This is a genomic window from Sulfurimonas paralvinellae, assembly GCF_014905135.1.
GTDB lineage: Bacteria > Campylobacterota > Campylobacteria > Campylobacterales > Sulfurimonadaceae > Sulfurimonas > Sulfurimonas paralvinellae.
Genome location: NZ_CP041406.1, coordinates 320,689 through 341,593, shown reverse-complemented (window position 1 = coordinate 341,593; position 20,905 = coordinate 320,689). Strand labels below are relative to the sequence as shown.

The 20,905-nt window shown below is 38.9% G+C and carries 24 protein-coding genes; 6 read left to right on the top strand and 18 right to left on the bottom strand.

Annotation, left to right across the window (positions count from 1 at the left end; translation table 11 throughout):
* Positions 1-5: 5 nt before the first annotated feature.
* Complete coding sequence (locus FM071_RS01890; protein WP_193111353.1) at positions 6-1,274, bottom strand: hypothetical protein; 1,269 nt, start codon at positions 1,272-1,274, stop codon at positions 6-8.
* Between the two features lie 153 nt (positions 1,275-1,427).
* Between FM071_RS01890 and FM071_RS01885 the strand changes: the two genes are divergently transcribed.
* Complete coding sequence (locus tag FM071_RS01885) at positions 1,428-1,985, top strand: CDP-alcohol phosphatidyltransferase family protein (protein WP_193111352.1); 558 nt, start codon at positions 1,428-1,430, stop codon at positions 1,983-1,985.
* A gap of 17 nt (positions 1,986-2,002) precedes the next feature.
* Here the strand turns inward: FM071_RS01885 and FM071_RS01880 are convergent, their stop codons facing one another.
* Both FM071_RS01880 and FM071_RS01875 read right to left on the bottom strand, forming a co-directional pair.
* On the bottom strand, positions 2,003-2,389 hold the full coding sequence (locus tag FM071_RS01880; RefSeq protein ID WP_193111351.1) for a DoxX family protein: 387 nt from the start codon (positions 2,387-2,389) through the stop codon (positions 2,003-2,005).
* A 1-nt stretch (position 2,390) separates the two neighbouring features.
* Entirely contained in the window at positions 2,391-2,585 is a 195-nt protein-coding gene (locus tag FM071_RS01875; protein WP_193111350.1) for a hypothetical protein, read from the bottom strand.
* Between the two features lie 80 nt (positions 2,586-2,665).
* Between FM071_RS01875 and FM071_RS01870 the strand changes: the two genes are divergently transcribed.
* The gene (locus tag FM071_RS01870; RefSeq protein WP_193111349.1) at positions 2,666-3,055 is read left to right on the top strand and encodes a hypothetical protein; all 390 of its coding nucleotides are present in this window, start codon (positions 2,666-2,668) and stop codon (positions 3,053-3,055) included.
* Here FM071_RS01870 and FM071_RS01865 read toward each other — a convergent pair.
* The gene (locus tag FM071_RS01865) at positions 3,052-4,338 is read right to left on the bottom strand and encodes a DNA recombination protein RmuC (protein ID WP_193111348.1); all 1,287 of its coding nucleotides are present in this window, start codon (positions 4,336-4,338) and stop codon (positions 3,052-3,054) included. The genes FM071_RS01870 and FM071_RS01865 overlap by 4 nt on opposite strands.
* Positions 4,339-4,589: 251 nt before the next feature.
* Here FM071_RS01865 and FM071_RS01860 point away from each other — a divergent pair, with 251 nt between their 5' ends.
* On the top strand, positions 4,590-6,119 hold the full coding sequence (locus tag FM071_RS01860) for a DEAD/DEAH box helicase (protein WP_193111347.1): 1,530 nt from the start codon (positions 4,590-4,592) through the stop codon (positions 6,117-6,119).
* 56 nt (positions 6,120-6,175) lie between these two features.
* Entirely contained in the window at positions 6,176-6,619 is a 444-nt protein-coding gene (locus FM071_RS01855; RefSeq protein ID WP_193111346.1) for an HIT family protein, read from the top strand.
* On the opposite strand, the gene FM071_RS01850 is transcribed toward FM071_RS01855, so the two are convergent.
* The 7 genes from FM071_RS01850 to metK form a co-directional block, all read right to left on the bottom strand.
* A complete protein-coding gene (locus tag FM071_RS01850) occupies positions 6,581-7,585 on the bottom strand; it encodes a beta-ketoacyl-ACP synthase III (protein WP_193111345.1) in 1,005 nt (334 codons plus the stop codon). The two genes, FM071_RS01855 and FM071_RS01850, sit on opposite strands and share 39 nt — an antisense overlap.
* A gap of 1 nt (position 7,586) precedes the next feature.
* Positions 7,587-8,585, bottom strand: a complete 999-nt coding sequence (gene plsX, locus FM071_RS01845) for a phosphate acyltransferase PlsX (protein ID WP_193111344.1) — start codon at positions 8,583-8,585, stop codon at positions 7,587-7,589.
* A gap of 4 nt (positions 8,586-8,589) precedes the next feature.
* Positions 8,590-8,739: a 50S ribosomal protein L32 gene (gene rpmF / locus FM071_RS01840; protein WP_013326319.1), complete on the bottom strand. Its 150-nt coding sequence runs from the start codon at positions 8,737-8,739 to the stop codon at positions 8,590-8,592.
* A 159-nt stretch (positions 8,740-8,898) separates the two neighbouring features.
* On the bottom strand, positions 8,899-9,240 hold the full coding sequence (locus FM071_RS01835; protein WP_226960557.1) for a DUF177 domain-containing protein: 342 nt from the start codon (positions 9,238-9,240) through the stop codon (positions 8,899-8,901).
* A 19-nt stretch (positions 9,241-9,259) separates the two neighbouring features.
* Positions 9,260-9,673 carry a nucleoside-diphosphate kinase gene (ndk, locus tag FM071_RS01830; protein ID WP_193111342.1) on the bottom strand — a complete coding sequence of 138 codons (414 nt, stop codon included), beginning with the start codon at positions 9,671-9,673 and terminating at the stop codon, positions 9,260-9,262.
* 153 nt (positions 9,674-9,826) lie between these two features.
* On the bottom strand, positions 9,827-10,111 hold the full coding sequence (locus FM071_RS01825) for a 4Fe-4S dicluster domain-containing protein (RefSeq protein WP_193111341.1): 285 nt from the start codon (positions 10,109-10,111) through the stop codon (positions 9,827-9,829).
* 114 nt (positions 10,112-10,225) lie between these two features.
* Positions 10,226-11,401: a methionine adenosyltransferase gene (gene metK, locus FM071_RS01820; protein ID WP_193111340.1), complete on the bottom strand. Its 1,176-nt coding sequence runs from the start codon at positions 11,399-11,401 to the stop codon at positions 10,226-10,228.
* Positions 11,402-11,572: 171 nt separating this feature from the next.
* Here metK and FM071_RS01815 point away from each other — a divergent pair, with 171 nt between their 5' ends.
* Positions 11,573-12,169, top strand: coding sequence for a peroxiredoxin (locus FM071_RS01815; RefSeq protein ID WP_193111339.1), 597 nt, complete (start codon positions 11,573-11,575; stop codon positions 12,167-12,169).
* A gap of 22 nt (positions 12,170-12,191) precedes the next feature.
* Here the strand turns inward: FM071_RS01815 and FM071_RS01810 are convergent, their stop codons facing one another.
* The 4 genes from FM071_RS01810 to FM071_RS01795 form a co-directional block, all read right to left on the bottom strand.
* Positions 12,192-12,344 carry a hypothetical protein gene (locus tag FM071_RS01810; RefSeq protein ID WP_193111338.1) on the bottom strand — a complete coding sequence of 51 codons (153 nt, stop codon included), beginning with the start codon at positions 12,342-12,344 and terminating at the stop codon, positions 12,192-12,194.
* Positions 12,331-13,920, bottom strand: a complete 1,590-nt coding sequence (locus tag FM071_RS01805; RefSeq protein WP_193111337.1) for a diguanylate cyclase — start codon at positions 13,918-13,920, stop codon at positions 12,331-12,333. Before FM071_RS01805 ends, FM071_RS01810 begins: the two co-directional genes overlap by 14 nt.
* Positions 13,921-13,993: 73 nt before the next feature.
* Entirely contained in the window at positions 13,994-14,878 is an 885-nt protein-coding gene (locus FM071_RS01800; RefSeq protein WP_226960556.1) for a DMT family transporter, read from the bottom strand.
* Positions 14,878-16,137 (bottom strand): ATP-dependent DNA helicase, encoded by a 1,260-nt coding sequence (locus FM071_RS01795; RefSeq protein WP_193111336.1) that lies wholly within the window; start codon positions 16,135-16,137, stop codon positions 14,878-14,880. Before FM071_RS01795 ends, FM071_RS01800 begins: the two co-directional genes overlap by 1 nt.
* 77 nt (positions 16,138-16,214) lie before the next feature.
* On the opposite strand from FM071_RS01795, the gene FM071_RS01790 reads away from it, so the two are divergent.
* Entirely contained in the window at positions 16,215-17,477 is a 1,263-nt protein-coding gene (locus tag FM071_RS01790) for a GGDEF domain-containing response regulator (protein WP_193111335.1), read from the top strand.
* On the opposite strand, the gene FM071_RS01785 is transcribed toward FM071_RS01790, so the two are convergent.
* The 3 genes from FM071_RS01785 to FM071_RS01775 are packed head-to-tail and all read right to left on the bottom strand — an operon-like array spanning position 17,474 to position 20,841.
* Complete coding sequence (locus FM071_RS01785) at positions 17,474-18,604, bottom strand: vWA domain-containing protein (RefSeq protein WP_193111334.1); 1,131 nt, start codon at positions 18,602-18,604, stop codon at positions 17,474-17,476. The two genes, FM071_RS01790 and FM071_RS01785, sit on opposite strands and share 4 nt — an antisense overlap.
* 3 nt (positions 18,605-18,607) lie before the next feature.
* A complete protein-coding gene (locus FM071_RS01780) occupies positions 18,608-19,603 on the bottom strand; it encodes an AAA family ATPase (RefSeq protein WP_193111333.1) in 996 nt (331 codons plus the stop codon).
* Positions 19,600-20,841, bottom strand: coding sequence for a hypothetical protein (locus FM071_RS01775; RefSeq protein ID WP_193111332.1), 1,242 nt, complete (start codon positions 20,839-20,841; stop codon positions 19,600-19,602). The genes FM071_RS01780 and FM071_RS01775 overlap by 4 nt, the downstream gene beginning before the upstream one ends.
* Positions 20,842-20,905 lie beyond the last annotated feature (64 nt).

Here is a 20,905-nt window from a genome sequence, read left to right as displayed (position 1 = left end):
CTCTTTTAAAAATTATAATTTAACATCACTTGGGTTCTATCCCAGTCATTTAAAGTTTTTTGACTATTTTGTTTATCTTCTTCCATGACGTAAATTGCAGCTACTGTAAATTCATCATTGAAATTATATTCAAAACCGATATTTTGCTCAACTATATGCTCTTTGACACCCGATGAATCAGCATCACCCTTGAACGAACCATACGCATATAAAAATGTAAAATCATTATAATTATAGGATATCCCGCTTACAATAGCATTAGCTTTTCTATCCTGTGCAATTTCATCGAGTATCATTGTATCCATACTTGTATAAAGCGTACCTCCACCTGTTCCGGAAAAACTCTGTTTGCCATGCCTGCTGTCAGCTTGATTGTAGGCAATATTCAATCCAAGGCCATGAATGACATACTCAAACATTGCTCCGTAAATCTCAGTTTCATAACCACTAGAGTCGATTTCATTCTCTTTAAGATACTGCACCATTGCGTGGACTATCATATCTTTGTTTATACTGTACTGTATACCAAAATCACTATAAAGAGCATTTGTCTGCTTCGTAATGTCATAGTACCAGAGATTGAATTCCAAAACATCATTATAAGCGATGCCTCCAAAGTTCGTTCCATTGATTCCGGCTTTACTCCACCCTTCATCAAGATCGGCGTCATATCCCTGCCACTCATTTATATGTCCGGCCATTAATGAAAAACCTTGATAATCATAACTTGCCACATACGCTTCAAAGGTATTTTGGATCATTCGGATATCATCACTGTCTGCCAATGGAGTATCTAAAGTCTGACGACCTACACGAAAATTAAAATCTTGATATTTATAGTTTATATACGCTTCACTCATCTCGGTATAACTTCCACTTGATGAAGAGAGATCATTGTTATGATGCTCATTATCACCACTAAAAGCATTTATATCATGCGATGTGTAAACTGCTGCTGCAGCATTGAAGCCATATAATGATGCCAGTTCATATTTTAAAATACCGCCAATTGCTGTTGCGTACGTATCAGCTACTGAGGGCATCTTTTGATTGTATGCCCCGTAGCTTGTTCGAAGTTGGCCGCTTACTTTTCCATCTTCAAACATATGTTTTACAGTATTGGCAACTGAGACCTCTTTAGTTTCAATTTTCCCAACAGTATCAACAGCTTTTCTTACAGAATGGAGTCTGTCCCTTGGCTCTGAATCTTCGGCTGAGAGTGTTTGAGCTAAAAAAGTTATTGGCACTAAACTTGTTACTATAAGTCTTTTCATTCCTTTAATTCCTTTAATTTTGAAATGATACTCATTCTCAACTTATAATATTCTTAATGATTATGATAAATGTTATCATAAAATACCACCCTGTTTTTCAAGTTAAGTATCAATTTGATATAATTTCACTTATTTCAAACAAGGTTATAATATATGAAATTTTTATGGACACCCTCTTCACACTTCAATCTGGCAAATATGTTTACTTTTGTAAATATCACAGCCGGCTTGATGGCTACCTATTTCATCACTCAAAACAACTTTACTTTGGCGATTGTACTTGCATGGGTAGGCGGTGCTTTTGATATCTTCGATGGTAAAATCGCTAGAAAATACAAACTCTCAAACGAATTTGGAGTACAACTAGACAGCTTTGCAGATTTTTTAAGTTTTGTACTTGTTCCTGTCTTTTTAATTTTTCAGGCTTCCTATGCTCCGGCATTGCATGGGTTTTCCCTTATACTTGCCGCTGTCGCTTCTATCTATTATGTTATCTCCGGTCTTCGTCGTCTTATTCAATTTAATATCAATGCAGATGCTGGAGAAGTTGAAAACTATTTTACAGGTGTACCGACACCGCTAGGTGCCATTCTTTTGTGGCTCGTCTATCTTTTAAATGCCTATGACCTGCTTCCTGCTTATGGTGTCATGTTTTGTATGCTTATTATTGGATGGAGTTTGAACTCTACTATTAAAGTTCGCCATCCATAAAACTGCAGCTGCTGTCCTTACTTTGAATTAACGGCATATTTTCCGCTGCCAAGTAAAATCACTAAAATGCTCATTATCAAATACAGAAATGGTGTCTCCCATGAAAGGCCGCCATATTTCGATGTACTCAACGAAAATCCATAGGCAAGATAAATTGCAGTAAGCATATTAAAAGCCAAAATCCCAGAAGCCACCCTTGCATACAACCCCAGTATGATAAATATCGGAGCAATTAGTTCACCCATATAAACACCGTAAGACAAAAATAACGGCCATCCATGGGCACTCAACATCGCACTCACACCATTTAGACCATAGATGAGTTTATGTATTCCATGAAACAAGATCAAAATACCCAATGAAAGCCGTAACAATAATTTTGCAATATCCGGTTGATGCAACATACTAATCCTTTTTTTCTATTCTAAATTTACAGCTGCCGACTGTTATCTCTTTGCCGTCTTTAATGACCTCTTGAATGTATTGCAGTGTGCCATCACTACCCGCTTCACCTACTTCTTCTGCAATAATTTTAAGCAGATCTTGCTCCTGCGTGAGCGTCCAGATCTTTTCATAATTGTACTTAGTTTCTATCTTCATTGTATTCCTTAAAGTTACTGATTATTATACACTAAATAGATTTATGTTATAATTGCATATTAATAATAAGGATCGCTAATATGTTAAAACTATTTTTAAATACAACAGATAAATTTTTATGCAACAGTGTTCGTTCTGTATTTCAAAAAACCGAAGCACAGTACAGTGAAAAAATCTCCAAAGAGAAGCTTATCGATGAGCTTAACAGATTTAAAGAAAACCCTTTAGAATGTACACTTGGAATGCGTTCTGAATTTCAAAAAAACGTAAAGACAAAAATCAAACTAATTCTCGGTATTTTTTTCGTCTTTATTCCACTCCTTGTCTTTGGAACCTTTTCATATCTAACACATATAGATATCACTTTCGCAATTTTTTCCACACTTGCCGTTGCCCTATTGGTATCGAGCCGTATGGAGACAATAGCAAAAAGATATGTCAACCTCAGAGAGCTGGAATTACAACACTAGCTCTCATCATCTGCATCACTTTTCAGTGGTAATTCTTTTTTTGGTCTCAACCCCAGTTTTACAATATTTTCAGCCCTTCGTATGACATTCCCTCTTCCGCTTTGCAGCCTGTTAAGTGCTGTGTCGTATGACTCCTGAGCCCGTCCGAGATGTGTTCCGACCTTTTGCAGTTCTTCTACAAATCCAACGAGTTTTTCATACATGCCTTCAGCCTCTTTGGCTATCTTTTGCGCATGTTCTTCCTGACGCTGTGTTCGCCAAATATGTTCTATTGTTCTGAGTGTGACAAGCAGTGTCGAAGGAGAAACCACTAAAATATTGTTTTCATATGCCTGCTTGAAAAACTCACCGTCGTGTTCAAGAGCAAGTAAAAATGCTCCCTCAATAGGCATGAACATCAAGACAAAGTCAAGAGTATTTACTCCTTCAAGTTTTTCATACTTTTTGGCGCTTAACTCTTTTATATGTGAAGAGATGCTGGCAATATGTTCTTTGAGATATTTTGTTTTAAGCGTCGGATCATCTTCATTGACAAAACGCTCATACGCGGCAAGAGAAACCTTCGAGTCTATAACAATATCACGCTCCTGCGGCATATGTATAATGACATCCGGTCTGTATGTTTTTCCTTCATCGGACTTGAGCGTTGCCTGAAGCTCGTACTCTACACCCTCACGCAGACCTGATTGTTCTAAAATATTGGCAAGAACCATCTCTCCCCAATTCCCCTGTGTCTTGTTTTCACTTTTAAGCGCTTTGGTCAGGTTCAGTGCTTCTTGAGCAAGCTGTTCGTTCATCGCTTTGAGATGTCCCAGCTCATTTTTAAGCAGATGCCGTTCTTTTAACTCGACCTCAAACTGCTCACGCGCCTCTTTTGAAAAGTTTGTGATCTGTTCACGAAAAGGTTTTAAAAGCAGTTCAAGCTGTTCTTTGTTTAAAGATGAGAACTGTTTGGACTTATCTTCAAAAATCTGATTTGAAAGATTTTTGAACTCACGTGAGAGTTCGTCTTTGGCATTTTGTAAGAGTTTGAGTTTTTCCTGTGACGCTGCACTCTCCTGCTCATACTTACTCTGTAGTACGGCATTTTGTATTGAAAGGTCGTTATTGATATCTTCAAGAGACTCTTTTTCTTCCTCTATTGAAGTAAGTTTTTCATCTAAAGTCTGTATCGTCTCATGAAGGTAACTGTTTTCATCTTTTTTCTTGAGATATAAAAAAAGAACAATCAAAAAGAGTAAGGATATTACTGCCGTTACTATCATATATATATTTATTTCCATACAAAATCCTCTATTTTTTAAATTATACTCAAACTTTCTACAAGAGAGATAAAAATATGACAAATTGCAACACTATAAACTTAACTAATTAAAAATATTTATAACTTTAATGAAGACTTAGAAATATTCAGGTATAATTCCACAAATATTTTAAGGGGAAGATGCCCTGATCGATCTGAGTAATTTTTAGTGAACTTGCGTCATCTCCTTTATATTAACAGAAAGACTTTTAAAGTCAAAAAAGGATATTGATGCAAGAAAATGCACAAACAAACGAAAACACTACTGAAGAACCGGTCATCACTTTTGATTCACTCGGTTTAAAACCGGAGATACTTAAAAGTGTCAAATTTGCAGGTTTTACTGCACCTTCGCCTATTCAGGCACAAGCCATTCCTGTTGTTTTAGCAGGCAAAGACATGGTTGGTCAAGCCCATACAGGTACAGGAAAAACTGCCGCTTTTTCACTTCCGGCACTCAACAACATGAAACTTGACGGTTCAGTTGAACTCTTAGTCATCACTCCTACACGTGAACTTGCAACACAAGTAAGTGATGAAATCTTCAAATACGGACGTAACCTAGGTGTCAAAACAGTTACAGTCTACGGTGGAAGTTCTTATAAACGTCAGCTTGATCTTATTGGCCGTGGAGCAAGCGTTGTCGTTGCAACTCCAGGTAGAATGTTAGACATTCTTAAAAAAGGGATGCTTAATGACTTTGCACCGAGTATGGTTGTTCTTGATGAAGCTGATGAGATGCTTGATATGGGATTTTTGGATGACATCAACGAGATATTCTCTTATCTTCCGACAAACCGCCAGACACTTCTTTTCTCTGCTACTATGCCGCAGCCTATCAAAACTCTTGCAAATAGAATTCTGCAAGAGCCTGAGTTTATCTCTATAACAAAAGGTGAAACGACAAATACGGACATTGAACAACTCTACTATGTCATCGATGAGCATGAGCGTGATGATGCGATCATCCGTCTTATGGACTCAGAAGAGACACAAAAATCAGTTGTCTTTTGTAGAACAAAATCAGAAGTAGACAGACTCTCAAATGTTCTTAGCAATGCAGGTTATCTTGCAAATGGTCTTCATGGAGATATGGAACAGCGTCAGCGTGAGACTGTAATTAAAGGTTTTAAAAACAACTCTGTAAAAGTTTTAGTTGCGACTGATGTTGCAGCCCGTGGTATTCACGTTAATAACATTAGCCATGTTTTCAACTACCATATTCCTTTTGACCCTGAGTCTTATGTACACCGCATCGGTCGTACAGGACGTGCAGGAACAAAAGGAAAAGCGATCACACTCTTAACACCGCTTGAGTTTAAAGAGTTGCAACGCATCAAGAAAAAAGTCGGCACATCAATGGCACATGCATTTGTTCCAAGTAAAACTGACCTGCGTGAGACTACCATTGAAAACATCGTAAAAAATATTGAAAATCAAAAAATTTACGATGAAGCACATAAGGTTCTTGACAAACTCAAAGAAGATATCGATGAAGAGACGATCATGTTCAAACTGATATCTATGATCTTAGATAAACAGGATATCAAAGGGCCTAGCAATATCGGAATTCCAGCTGATAAAATAGAAGCTATCTTAGCACGTGCCGGTAAAAGAAATGACTCTAGAGGACGTGGTAACAGCAGAGGTCGCGGTGGATACAGAGGCAGATCAAACAGTTCCGGCGGCAACCGCGATAGAAATCGTTCAGGCGGTGGATACAGAGGAAACCGAAGTTCAACAAAAAGACATAGAGACTAATAACTAAAATATGCTATAATTAAACCATAAGGAAAATCTCCCTCAAAGGTTTAATTATGCAGCATAACATCATTTATGAAGATCCTGCTATTTTAGTAGAGAAGGAAGAGAGCGAAATCCCTTGGCTTAAAATCTTCACAAAAGCCCCCTACAGAGAACTTACCGATATGCCCAAAGATTTACGTGATAAAATATGGGATGTCTATTATATCATTGAAGAAGAGATGCGAGAGTATTATAAACCTAAAAAAATAAATATGGCATCATTTGCAAATATGCTGCCACGTGTACATATTCATGTAATGGCTCGTTTTGAAAATGACAGTTATTTTCCAAATCCTATGTGGGGTGAGAAACTACGCAAAGCAACACTGGATCTGCCGGATGAGAGTGAGTTTTTTAAACGCCTGCATACAAAACTTGCTCATAATTTCACAAGTCTGCAGACAGAAAGAAGACGATCAGACGTTCCCGATCGGAGAAAAAGGAACCAAAGCTGAACCCCAGGTGAGTCCGCCGCCAAAAGCATCTAGCAGCATAAGCTCGCCTGCTTTCAAATTTCCTGCTTCATAGAGATCATTAATAGCCATTGGAATAGAAGCACCGGAAGTGTTTCCATATTTTGCAACAGTGAGAACTACCTGATCTTCGCGCATTTTCAATGCATCACCAACAGCTTTGATGATACGATAGTTTGCCTGATGAGGAATAAAATGTTTAATATCTTCACTTTTAATATTGTTCTCTTCGAGTATATCTTTTACATCTTTTGTAAGTGTACGTACGGCAACTTTGAAAGTTTCATTTCCTTTCATCTGCATAAAACAACCTGCAGCTTCATTTTCAAGTTCGTCATGTGCTGAGCCTGAACCTCCGTTTGGAGTCATAAGAAGATCTGCATATTCACCATCGGCTCCGGTGTGAACATCGATGATAGCCTCTTCTTTTTTATCGGTTGCAGAGATAACTGCCGAACCGGCACCGTCACCAAATAAAATACATGTTCCACGGTCTGAATAATCTGTAATAGAAGAAAGCTTTTCTGCACCGATAATCAAAACATTTTTTTTCATGCCTGATTCTATAAAGGCTTTTGCTATAGAGAGTGCATAGACAAAACCTGTACATGCCGCTGAGATATCAAACGCCGTTGCATTTTTAATGCCAAGCTTTGTTGCAATGATTGTAGCTGTCGAGGGCATACAAAAATAATCCGGAGAGATAGTGGCACAAACGACCATATCAATCTGGCTTTTATCGATTCCGCTTCGCTCGATTGCCTTTGTTGCAGCTTTTACACCCATATCTGACGTAAACTCATCTTTGGCTGCAATATGGCGCTCTTTGATTCCTGTTCGTTTCGTTATCCAGTCATCAGAGGTATCTACCATCTCTGCAAGGTCTTCATTTGTCAATACTTTCTGTGGAACGTACGCACCAATAGAACGAAAAGCAGCATATGCCATATTACACTTCCTTATTTTTAAGTTCTGCAACTCTTGTAACAATATGCTCATTCACACCTGTATCTACATATGATATAGCTTGATAGATAGCATTTTTCACTGCTTTTGCATTACTTTTACCATGCGAAACGATTGCACACCCTTTGATTCCGATGAGTGGAGCACCACCAACTTCTGCATAATCAATCTCTTTTTTCAAAAGTTTGAATACTTTACGCATTAAAAGAGCACCGGTAATTCGAATAGGTGATTTTTTAATATAATCCTTAATAAGGATAGAGATAGTCGAGGCTACGCCTTCACTGGTTTTTAGTACAAGGTTTCCAACAAATCCGTCACATGTAATAACATCACACGAACCGTTAAAGATATCGCCACCCTCAACATTTCCTTTAAATCCTCTATAACCCTGTAGAAGTTTAAAAGCCGCTTTTGTTACCTCGTTTCCTTTAGAGTCTTCCTCACCATTTGCGAGAAGACCAATGGATGGTTCTTCAACACCAAGGACATCCTCAGCATAACAACCGCCCATAACTGCGAATTCGGCTAAATGTTCTGCTTTGGAGTCAACATTTGCACCGACATCCAAAACAACAGAACGGCGTCCTGTCTTTGTCGGCATCAAAGTTACAAGTGCGGGTCTCGAGATACCTTTTAGACGTCCAAGCCTCAGCGTTGCAAGTGTCATTGTCGCACCACTGTGTCCCGCACTCACCACACCGTCAGCTTCACCACTCTTAACGAGTTCAACCGCTTTATAGATTGAGCTTTCTTTGCGTTTTACAGCATCAGTTGCCGCATCACTCATTGCAATCACATCCCCAGCTTCTACAATTAAAATCTTATCTCTATAACGTTTTGGTAACAGAGGTAAAATTTCTGATTTTTTCCCTACTAAAACAGGAGTGAAGTCTTTCTTCTTTAATGCGAGAAGTGTCCCTTGAACAATTGGTGCAGGACCAAAGTCCCCACCCATTGCATCGATTGCAATTTTTACCATTGAATTATTTATACTCACCAGTAGTCGGGTTGATATGGTGTGGTAATCTGTATGTTCCGTCTTTGTCTTTAACTGGACGAGCTAAAGAAATCTTGTAGTGCGTTCTACGTTTTGCTGAACGTGAGTGTGATACTCTTCTCTTAGGTACTGCCATGATATTTTTCCTTAATTTAATTTTTTCAAAATAAAATGAAGGAAACCTCCATCTTATTAATCCGCAAAAGGAACAAAGTCCCTTTTACTTCGCTCACGCCGCTGAGGCGACTAAAGCTTTGCCTCATTCGAGGCAAGAGATTTTACTCTCCCTTAACTATTATAAACAGTTATTGCAGGAGTGATAATCATTTTTGATAAGCTCTACTTCTGAGTGTAACAACTCATCAATGTCTGCATTGCCGTCAAGTGACTCAACAACATCAAGCTCAAGGCTTCCGTCATCTTCATATAAACCGTCAGAGATGAAAAACTCAATATCTTCATCCACTTCAAGTTTAAACTCTTCGGCACAAATATCACAAGGTTTTTTAAGTGAGCCTTGCAGCTTCGCTTTGAGCAAAATCAATTTGCCCTCATGATACTCTAAATAACCTTTAAAAGTCATTTCATCAGATTTCACTTCGAAATCCAATGGTGTTTTTGTTACTTTTCTAAGCATTACCTTCATAGGTAATTACTTATGAAATTTCTCTCTCAGAGAAAAAGAATGCAATCTCGATAGCAGCGTTTTCTAAAGAGTCACTTCCATGAACTGCATTTGCATCTATATTTTCAGCGAAGTCTGCACGAATTGTACCCGGCTCTGCTTCTTTAGGGTTTGTTGCACCCATTAAATCACGGTTCTTCTGCATTGCATTTTCACCTTCAAGTACTGAAACTACAACCGGTCCACTGATCATGAAATCAACGAGATCGTTGAAAAAAGGTCTCTCTGCATGAACTGCATAAAATGCTTCTGCATCTGCACGTGAAAGTTGAATCTTTCTAGTAGCTGCAATTCTAAGACCATTGCTTTCAAAACGATCTAAAATTTTGCCTATAACACCTTTTGCAACTGCATCTGGCTTGATTATTGATAGTGTACGTTCCATCAAATCTCCTCTGAAAATATAAAATTAGAGTGGGATTATATCTAAAAAAAAGTATTTTTCAGATTAAAAAGTAAAAATTTATAATTATTGAAGAGTAAAAGTGTAATTCTTGCAGAGAATAAAGTACCAAAAAGGCACTTTATATAAATGAGACTATTCTACAACAGGCTCGTGATTTGAGCGTTGCTCATCAGTAATGTCTTCACGATGCTCAGGAGAGTCACCTACAGCATCCCAAACGATACATCCCTCAGTAGGACATGCAGTAGCACATGCCGGCTCATCATGATGACCAACACACTCTACACATTTATCACCATATACATAGTAAATTTCTTCACCTGTTGGATTATCATCTTCATCTACGATTGCTTCTACTGGACACTCGTCAATACAAGCGCCACAATTAATACATGTATCTGTAATTAATACTGCCATTTTCTTCTCCTAATTTTTATTAAAAGTAACTATACAATGAAGAATTTTAAATGTAGCTAAAAGTTCTTCATTATCATAAGAAATGTACACTTTGTTACATTTCATCATTTGCTTTTAAAGGCCTAAATAAGCCTTTATTTCGTCAGCTTTATCTGTCTTTTCCCATGTGAAACTATCTTCACTGCGTCCAAAATGACCATAAGCTGCAGTTTTTCTGTAAATAGGTTTTAAAAGATCCAGCGATTTGATGATACCTGCCGGTGAAAGATCGAAAAGTTCTTTCACGCATGCTTCTATTTTATCTTCGGCAACTTTTCCTGTACCGTGAGTATCGACCATAATCGAAACAGGTTGTACAACACCGATGGCATAAGCAACCTGAATAGTCACTCTGTCACATGCACCGCTTGCAACAAGATTCTTTGCCACCCAGCGTGCTGCATACGCAGCTGATCTGTCAACCTTGGTCGGATCTTTTCCCGAAAATGCTCCACCGCCGTGAGGACAGCTTCCACCATATGTATCAACTATGATCTTACGACCGGTAAGCCCTGCATCACCTTGCGGTCCGCCGATTACAAATTTTCCTGTCGGATTGATGTGAAAGATAGTATCTTCACTCATCATCTCTGCCGGAATTACTTTGTTAATAACCTCTTCAATGACATCTTTATGAATCTGCTCTTGCGCAATTCCTTCATGATGCTGTGTTGAGATAACGACAGTCTCAACTGAAACCGGTTTGTCATCAACATATCGCACACTGATCTGTGCCTTACCATCAGGACGAAGATATGGAATAATACCCTCTTTTCTCACCTCAGCCAGACGCTGCGTGAGGCGGTGTGCCAAGTGAATAGGAAGCGGCATAAGAACATCTGTCTCACGACACGCATAACCAAACATCAAACCTTGATCACCCGCGCCAGTTTCACCGCCGGCCTGGTCAACACCCTGATTGATATCAGGAGACTGTTCACCAATTCCATTTAAAACTGCCGCTGAGCGATAGTCGAACCCATATGTTGCATCCGTATACCCAATACTTTGGATAACTTCTCTTGCAATCTCTTGCATTGGCGCGTACGCCGTCGTCTTCAGTTCGCCTGCAATTACACAAAAACCATTAGATACAAGAGTCTCACACGCTACTCTCGCATTTTTATCATTTTCAATAATATAATCCAGAATTGCATCACTGATCTGATCTGCCATCTTATCAGGGTGCCCTTCTGTTACAGACTCTGAAGTAAATATGTACTCTTTTTGAGTATTGTTTGCTTCCGTCATCGATTTTCCTTATTGAAATACAAAGTCTAGCTTCATAAATCGTCGCAATTATATCCAAAAATATAAAACTTTTCTTTAATTTATATCATCTGCTATTTCTATTCAGAACTTTATTACCATTCTTTCGATAGAATCCTTCTATATAAAATTTAATATTACAAGGACATATATATGTTAGTAACAAACCCAGCTCCGGATTTCACAGCTACTGCAGTTTTAGCAGACGGTTCAATCGTAGAAGATTTCAAATTAAGCGAAAACTATGGTGAAAAAGGTACAGTTGTCTTCTTTTACCCGTTAGACTTCACTTTCGTTTGTCCATCAGAGATCATTGCATTCTCTCATAGATATGAAGAGTTTCAAAAACGCGGTGTAAATGTTGTAGGTGTTTCAGTTGATTCACAGTTTTCTCACTTTGCATGGAGAGAGACTCCAGTTGAAAAAGGTGGTATCGGCCGCATCAATTTCCCACTTGTTGCAGACTTAACAAAAGATATCGCTCGTTCATATGACGTTCTTTTAAACAATGCGGTTGCACTTCGCGGATCTTTCCTTATCGATGACAAAGGAATCGTTCGTCATGCAGTTGTCAATGATCTTCCACTTGGACGTAATGTTGATGAGATGTTAAGAATGATCGATGCACAACAATTTACTGACGAATTTGGTGAAGTTTGTCCTGCCGGCTGGCAAAAAGGTGACGAAGGTATGAAAGCAGACGCTGAAGGTGTTGCTGATTACTTAGCGAAACACGAATCTGAGTTATAAAAAACTCACGCAGACAGAGAATCTACTCTCTGTCTAATTTATCCAAAGCTTTTTCACTTGCGTTATTTGAACGCATATACTCTTTATCAGAAACTCCTTGGTTTTTCGATGCACAGGCACTGAATCCCAACACAACTAACAGACAAATTACACTGACATTCTTAATAGACAACAACTTTGTTTCTCCCTTGCTCTTTTGCTTTGTAAAGTGCTTCATCCACCCTTGCAAGTAACGAAGCTTTCGTATCTTCTTCTTTAAATGATGTCACACCTATACTTGCCGTTATCTTATAGATATCATCTATGATATTATTTTGGATAAATTCACGCACCTCTTGTGCTTTTTTCAAAGCTTTTTTCTGTGATGTGCCATGTAAAATAATAATAAACTCTTCACCGCCCCAACGACCAAACTTATCTACCTTGCGTATGTTCTTCTGCACTACTTTCGTCATCGCTTTTAAAACGACATCCCCTATATAGTGTCCAAACTGGTCATTTATAGTTTTAAAATGATCGATATCAAGCATCAGTATAGAAAATGACAATTCATGTCTCTGTGCTAGAGAGATCGAATAGTCTATCTCTTTGTCGATTGCATAACGATTGAGTACTTTTGTCAATGTGTCAATCGTTGCAAGGTTTTTAAGACGTTTTTTTGTTTTCATCTGATAACTGACATCTTTTGAGGTAGAGACAAAACTTTCTATTTTATTCTCTTTATCAAAAACAGGTGTTATCGTTGTTTCAAGATAAATAAGCTTGCCTTTTTTTGTTCTGTTTATAATCATATTGCTGTATTTTTCACCCGAAAGGATTGTATTCCACAATCTTTTATAAAACCGTCTGCTATGTTTTCCTGATTTAAAGATATTAACCTTTTGACCCATAAGCTCTTCTTTGGCATAGCCAAGCTTTTGCACGACTCTATTGTTAACATATATAATCCTGCCTTCTACATCCGTCATCAGAAGCAGATCATCCGTCTGTTCAAGTGCCTGCGCCAGACGTTTTGTTTTTTGCTCCTGCTCTATCATTTTTGTTACATCTATAACACTCGCCAAAGCTACATATTTGCCTCGGTATTGAACAGTTTTAATGCACAAACGAACAAATATTTCTTTGTTGTCTTTTCTCAAAAGTTTCGCATCATAGTAAGCTGTTGTAAAGCGCTCACCTTTTAGTCTCTTTTCAAGATTACAAGTATACTCTTCTTTATTTTCAAGATGCAAAAGATCTATTGGAGCAATCTCTTTTAATTCTTCAAATGAGTAACCAAGAATAGCTTCAAGAACTTGATTGGCATAAAGAAATTTTTCACCAAAGATACATATGCCCACATAAGGTGCTTCACTAAAAAGCTCAAGCTGATAACGCAGCTCTTCCATTTCAAGTTCTTTTTCAAGTTCTATATTTTTATAATAAAGAATCAGATCACCGTTAAAAAGTTTCTTCACGCTTCCTTTATGCCACCTGCAAAGATTGCCATTGAAATAGCAGGGAATGTTGAATTCTATCATTTGTGAGGAGTTATAAGCTTCTTGCAGGGTTGAAAAAAAGTCGGTTTCTTTTATGTCAGGTAGAATATCTAAGATATTTTTTCCATATATCTCTTTTTTATGCAGCTTTAAAGAGTGCAAAGCGGTTTCATTGCCATCTACTACAACAAAATCTCCCTCTATGAATCGACAGATAAACACATCGGAAGGAATATCTTCAATCGATACATCAGAATTTTTCAAATTTTTCAAAACACAGCACCTAACATTTTTTCATCATTAGACAATTATACTCCACCTTAACTATATCTAATATAAAAAATCGTTATTTTCTGCTGACTAATATGCCTCCAAGAACAATGAGTCCAATACCGCTGAATGTCATAGCATCCGGAAAAGTGTCACCCAAAAGTGTTCCAAAGCCGATGGCAAAGGGGATGTTGGTATAGCTTATCACACCCACTACACTCAGATTCTTTGCACTATAAGCTTTTGTCAACAACCACTGAGAGAGTGTTGATATGAGTGCCATGAGTGCTATTAATAACCATACATTCACTGTTGAAGGTAGAATGAACTTGGGAAATAAAAAGTTTAAAGCCTGTGGAGAAGAGACATAGGGCGAAAGTAAAAACAATACTCCCGGCAGCAGCGTTCCCATACCGACAAAGGAGAGTACAATAACGCGGGAGTCATAAATGTCTTTTATCTTCTTGATGGTCGTATAGGCTGCCGCTGCAAAAAATCCGCCGAGGATTCCCAAAAAATGCGCATAAGAAAAGCTCAGTCCAAAAGGTTTCACTATCAAAATGACACCTATAAAACCTATGATCAAAGCACTCAGTGTTTTGAGAGTAAGATGCTCACGCAAAAGAAAAAATGCAAGAATCGTCACAAAGAAAGGCGAAGTTTTATTGAGCGTTATCGCCTCACCCAAAGGAATGACCGTGATGGTATAGAAAAAGAGAATCATCGCCATAAATCCAAAAACTCCACGGGTAAAGAGCAGATGTATCTTTCCTCCTGTGAGTTTCGGTGGGGTATGTTTAAGTGCATAAAGTATGATGAAAATCCCAATGAGATTTCTGAAAAAAACGATCTCCAATGCAGAAATATCTTCTGAGAGTATTTTTGTAATAGCTCCGTTAAAAGCCGAAATAAGTGCTGAACCGAGCATAAAGAGTATGCCGTTATCGAGATGTTTTAGCATTAGACTTCTTTTACGAACTGCATCGCTTTTTGATTGACAAAGGCCAACTCATACCACTGTCTGCTTGGTGCAATGAGCGTGAGTCTCTTTGGATTGCTTGCACGTGAGAGGGCGACATAGAACTGTGAAGGTGCAAATATCTCCTGTGTATCGATAATAAGATCTTCGATGCTCATACCCTGTGATTTATGGATGGTGATGGCAAATGCAAGTTTTATCGGATATTGATACACAGTGAAAAGTTCCTCTTCGACCATCTCTTTTTTTCCACCCACACTCTTTTCTCTCCAAGCCGATTTACTTTGCGCGACCTGCTCGAGCTTCACTACTTTACCGTCAGCTTTTTGCACATAGACATAGGAATCATCAATGTTGACAATTTCACCTCTCTCACCGTTAAAATAGTTCCATGCATTACGTGAAAAAAGCACCGGTGCACCAATTTTAAGGGAGAGTTCTTTTTCTATACGAGCATCATCCATAAAACGCTCTATCTCCCTCTCTACTGTACTTTTCTTGTGTTTAATGATCTGGGCCTCTTTTACAAAAAGCTCACTCTCTATATGCTCAAGCTGCCCTTTGTTGTGTCGTGTAGCCGAAGCATTCTTACCAAATAAAAAAGTAAACTGACTAAAATCATTGGGCAGCGGTTTGATGAAACTGTTAAGCTGATTATGCACCGCTTCATCGACATTTCCAAAGCGAACATGGTTTAAAAGCTCAATGAACTCCTTATCATCTGTACGATAGACATGTGTCAACTCTATTATCTCAAAAGCAAACTGTTTCCACAGAGGTGATTCAAAAGCGTAATGCACGTCACTGCTACCGCGAACGACAGGCGGCAGCTGTAAAAAATCTCCGACAAGCAAGATCTTTCCTTTATATCCGGCCTGCTCGAGCCGAAATGCTATCATCTCAAAAAGCCTGTCACTCACCATCGAGATCTCATCAATGACGATGAGATCCATAGAGAGAATTAACTTCTTGATCTTTTTTTTGAGCTCACCCTTGCCGTTTTTTTCAAGTTCATCAATGTCTGCAGCAATTCCAAGATCGAAAAAGCTGTGTAGTGTCTGCCCGCCGATAAGTGTTGCCGCCATTCCCGTCGAAGCCAATTTTGCCACTTTTTTGGCATCTGCTTCATACTCCTGTATGACCTGACGTGTTGCGGTGGTCTTTCCTACCCCTGCACCACCTGTTAAAAAAACATGTTTTTTGGTTTGCAGTTTTTCTAAAATTTTCGGCAAATAATTCATAAACGGATAGTAGCGATTATTACTATAATTTCAGATTAATAGTGATATACTCCATCTTATTCATTGGAGAAATTCACATGCAAGAACAAAAAGAACGCATCCTAGTTGTTGAAGACAATAAGACTTTGGCAAAACTCATAGCAAAAAAATTGGAACACTCTCTTGAGATGCAGGTTGATGTTGCCTATACACTTGCTGAGACGAAGCTCTTCTTTGCCCGTTATGATTATTTTCTCACTATCTTAGATGTCAATCTTCCCGATGCTCCAAACGGTGAAGTCATTGACTATGCCTTGAGCAAAAAGAAACATGTTATCGTACTCAGTGCGAACATCGACAAAGATTTCCGTGCCAAAATGCTCAAAAAGAACATTATTGACTATGTTAATAAAAGCGGTAAAGGAGATATTGACTATATTATCAATGCCATCGAGAGACTGCGAAAAAACAGAAAGCATAAAGTCCTTGTCGTTGATGATTCACTCGTTTTTAGAAAACAGATGGAATCAATGCTGAAGAATCTTTTCTTTGAGGTCATTAGTGTTGCTCACGGAGAAGAAGCGATGGGAATGCTGCAGGCAAAACCCGACATCTCCATGGTTCTCACAGACTATAATATGCCGGTTATGAACGGTCTTGATCTGACAATACAGATACGACAAACCTATACGAAAAATGAGCTCTCTATTTTGGCACTTTCCTCAAATGAGGATGATGAAATCACAGCACTCTTTTTAAAACATGGAGCCAACGACTACATCAAGAAGCCTTTTTCCAAAGAAGAGTTTTCCGTGCGTGTCAACAACTCAATCGAAGCCCTTGAAAATATTCAGGAGATTCTCAACTATGCAAACCGTGACTATCTTACAGGACTCTACAATAGGCGCTACTTTTTCAATACTATTCCCGAATATCTTGAAAATGCCAAAGATAGCGGAGAAAAATATGCTATTGCAATGATAGACATAGACCACTTTAAAAAGGTGAATGACACATACGGTCATGATGTAGGTGATAAAGTCATTGTCGTCCTTGCCGATCTTTTACGAAGCAGTACCAATGTCCATGATATCGTTGCTCGATTTGGCGGAGAAGAATTTTGTGTTGTTCTTAAAAATATCAACCGCTACAGCGCTCAAGAGATCTTTGAAAGAATACGCATAGAAGTTCAAAATCACACTGTCGAAATAGATAAAGAGACTTATGTCAATTTCACCATCTCCATAGGAGCACTCATCTATAACGAAGAGGAGACGCTTGAAGAGAACATTAATGAAGCGGACATGCTGCTTTATAATGCAAAAAAAGAGGGACGCAACCGACTTGTATTTCAAGCTTAGGAATCAAGCAGCAGCAATTCTCCAAAGGGAACATCAGCCTCTTTTGGCGTCACCCATTTAACACTGTAATTAGGTGCTTCTTTTGGAAATATACCTTCGAGATCTGTAAAATATAGCAGTAGTTTCACATCATCGAGTTTTTCATCAATATAGGAAAAAACAGGGCGAAAATCTGTACTACCACTCCCTTTTACACGAACATCCAAATGTTCACCACTCTCAAACGTCTGGTGTGAATGTACTTTATCGTCACAGATAAGCAGCCCTATTTTATAGTTTTGTACCTGTTGCATTAAAAACTCTACTTCACTTAAAAACTCACTTAAAAGCATTTCATCAATAGAACCCGATGAGTCTATGGCAATCACCAGTACAAAGGTTCGTGATATATTGGAAGGCAGATAGATCCCCTGATAGAGCAGTTTTTTCGATGGCGGTATCAAAGCATAGTCATCTCGCATGTATCTATCAAGTGCCTCACGTAGCTCCTCACGCCAGTCAACTTTTCCAAATCCCTCTATATTAAAAAATCGTTCAATCGATACAGGTGCTTCACCTGATTGGAGTTTTGATTCCAAAAGAGAGATAGCCTCTTCTGCTAGCAGCTGCTCTTGCAGAATTTCTTCTTGAAGCTGCTGCTCTGAAGTCTCCTGCTGCTTTTCATTCTCTTTTTTCTCTACATCTTCAGAATCATCCGCTTCATATTCAAGATCTTCATCCTCACGCAAAATATCGTCTTTGAGTTGGGCATAGATCTCTTCGGCGTACATACCGCTGAATCGTTTTCTATACTGTGCACCGTAAGGCATCTGCATCTCGTTTTGTAAAAGCATATCATTAATAGCGATGTCCGTTGCCATCTGCCATAGCCAGCCACTGCGCTTTTGTTTACGCATATCATGGGAAAGTGTCGCATGCATCGCACCGTTTGCCAGAATGAACTCTATCTCAGGAAGTTCCAATTCTTTAAGATACTCTTCTCTATATTCAAGCTTGACGCCATTGCTTTTAAACGATTCTATGTCGTCATTGACAACCAGTTCAAGCTTTGTAGCGAGTGTACCAAAGTAAGGATACTCCACTAAAAGCTTCGCCTTTGCCTGCGAGATCTTCTCTTGTGTTGTCATCTGCTATACCAAGAGATATGCGAACTGCTTTACCCACTCGCTAAAAGCCGGCAGGTGTTCCATTCGCACAGCATTGCGCTGCAGATCCTGCACAATAAGGACAGCAAACTCGCTTTTAAGTTCCAGTGAATACTCTAAAATATTCTCCAATATCTTCTCATCAGGATTTTGCAGGTATTTGCTCACTATTCCCGAACTAAGCGCATACAAGACATCTATCTCTTGGGGATACTCACGCAGCTTCTCTTGGAGTATGGCATCAAGATCGGGCAGTTTATCCATCACTTTTATAAAGGAGAGAAAACCTACCGCCGCCTCTTTGCCAACAGCACCACTAATCACATCGAGCAGCAGCTCTGCTGCAACGCCGCTTTGTAAAATATTATGGACATACTCCCAGCTTCTCGGTGTGGCAAAACTCTTTTCTCTCTTTGAGGCATCAAAGGTAAAGAGATGCTCATTTTTATAAGAGATATATGCGATGATTCGCGCATCAAGATTGCTTTTATACGCCCACTCACGCCAATCATCGACATTTACATCAAGTTCAAAGTGGACAAATCTATTTGCAAGCGGTGCTGGCATTGTGTATGTCACACCCCTATCACCTTCGCGATTACCCGCAGCTACTATCGCCCAGCCATCAGGCAGTTCATATTCTCCGACTCTTCTGTCAAGTATCAGCTGATACGCCGAAGACTGCACGGCAGGAGCAGCAGAATTGAGCTCATCCAAAAATAAGATTCCTTCTCCCTCACGCGGCAAAAATGCAGGCGGTGCCCAGAGTGCCGAGTGAGATTCTTTGTCATAAAAAGGTATGCCTTTAAGATCTGTGGGATCCATAAGGGCTAGTCGCAGGTCAATAAAATCTACACCTTTTTTTTGCGCGATCTGCTTAACGATGGAAGATTTTCCTATCCCCGGTGCACCCCATAAAAAAACGGGAACTTTTTGTTCTACGAGTGCTTCTAGAGCTTTTATTATTTCACTTGCTTTCATAACCATCCTATATTTTCACTTTGGACATGTTTGCCAAAAGCTTTGTTTGTTTTCACCGCTCGCTCAAAACGTCTGTCAAGCTGTAGCTGATAGAGTACCTCTATAGGTGTGCTCTCGTTGCGTGCAAGATTTTCCAATACCTCACTCTCACCAAGGGCAAACAGCTCTTCAAGTAGCTCTTGCGGCATTGCAGGGTTGCGTGAGAGTGCACTATGATTTTTATGTTCTTGAAATGCCTCACGCAGCAGTTCCTCACGCAGCGCTTCATTTGCATAAAGCTCCTGCGTGAGGCTTTCATCATTCATTGCCAAAAGTATCTCTGCAATATCATTACTCAGGGAAGGATTCTGCGCAAGAGAGAGATTCACCTCATCATCACCGAGTTCAAAAAGCTCTTTTTGCATTGCTTTTGTTAGAGAAGTGTTGTCTGCGAGTGCTTTTGAAAAAGGACGCAACTCTGTAAACATCTCTGCATCGAGTGCAATATTTCTGGCTATATTCTTTGCATATGCATCATCTTTTAAAAGCTCCTGCGCTATTGCTTTGTCAAGATTTACATTTGAGCTCATTGCCTCTAAAACCTGTGCATTGCCATTTTTTAACAGCTTTTTCAAAACGAATTTTGAAGTTTTTGGATGCTGTGCGAGTAAGACACTGATCTTGGGATGAAACTTCAAAGGTTCAAGCGAACTAATAGCTTCAAGCAGCTGTTCATTACTCGTTTGTGAAATCAAGTGTATAATACCCGTCGTTGCATACTGCACGTTATGATTACGCTCTATATTCTCATAAAAACGTCCGATAAGTGCTGCACTCACATCACGGTTATCATCGTTTTCAAAAAAATCTTCTCCACTCCAGTTATACATCGAGAGGAGTTTAAAAAAGAGCTCATCACTGATACAGCTGTTTTGTAAAAAATTCTTCAGACGCGCCTTGTCGTTTGATAGTTTCAAACTCATCAGCAAAACGTTATCATCTATTTTTGCTGCAAGCATCTTCTCAAAGCTGTCTATATCCAAAAAAGCACTCCCGCCTTTTTCATACAGAGCATCGCTCACATTCTGCTCATACGGCGTCATCATTCGCCCTTCAACAATAAGCGCAAACATATCTTCCGTACTCTTGGTTATCCCTATACTATGAGCACGTAGCTGTGCCTCGAATTCATCAGCACCAAAAGCGCGGCTTTTTCCTAAAAGTAATATATTTTTCTCACGTAAATCTTCTAAATTCATAAGGTGATTATACTCAACTTTTCATCCCTGTAATATGAAAGATATAAATTGTTGCTATAATTAA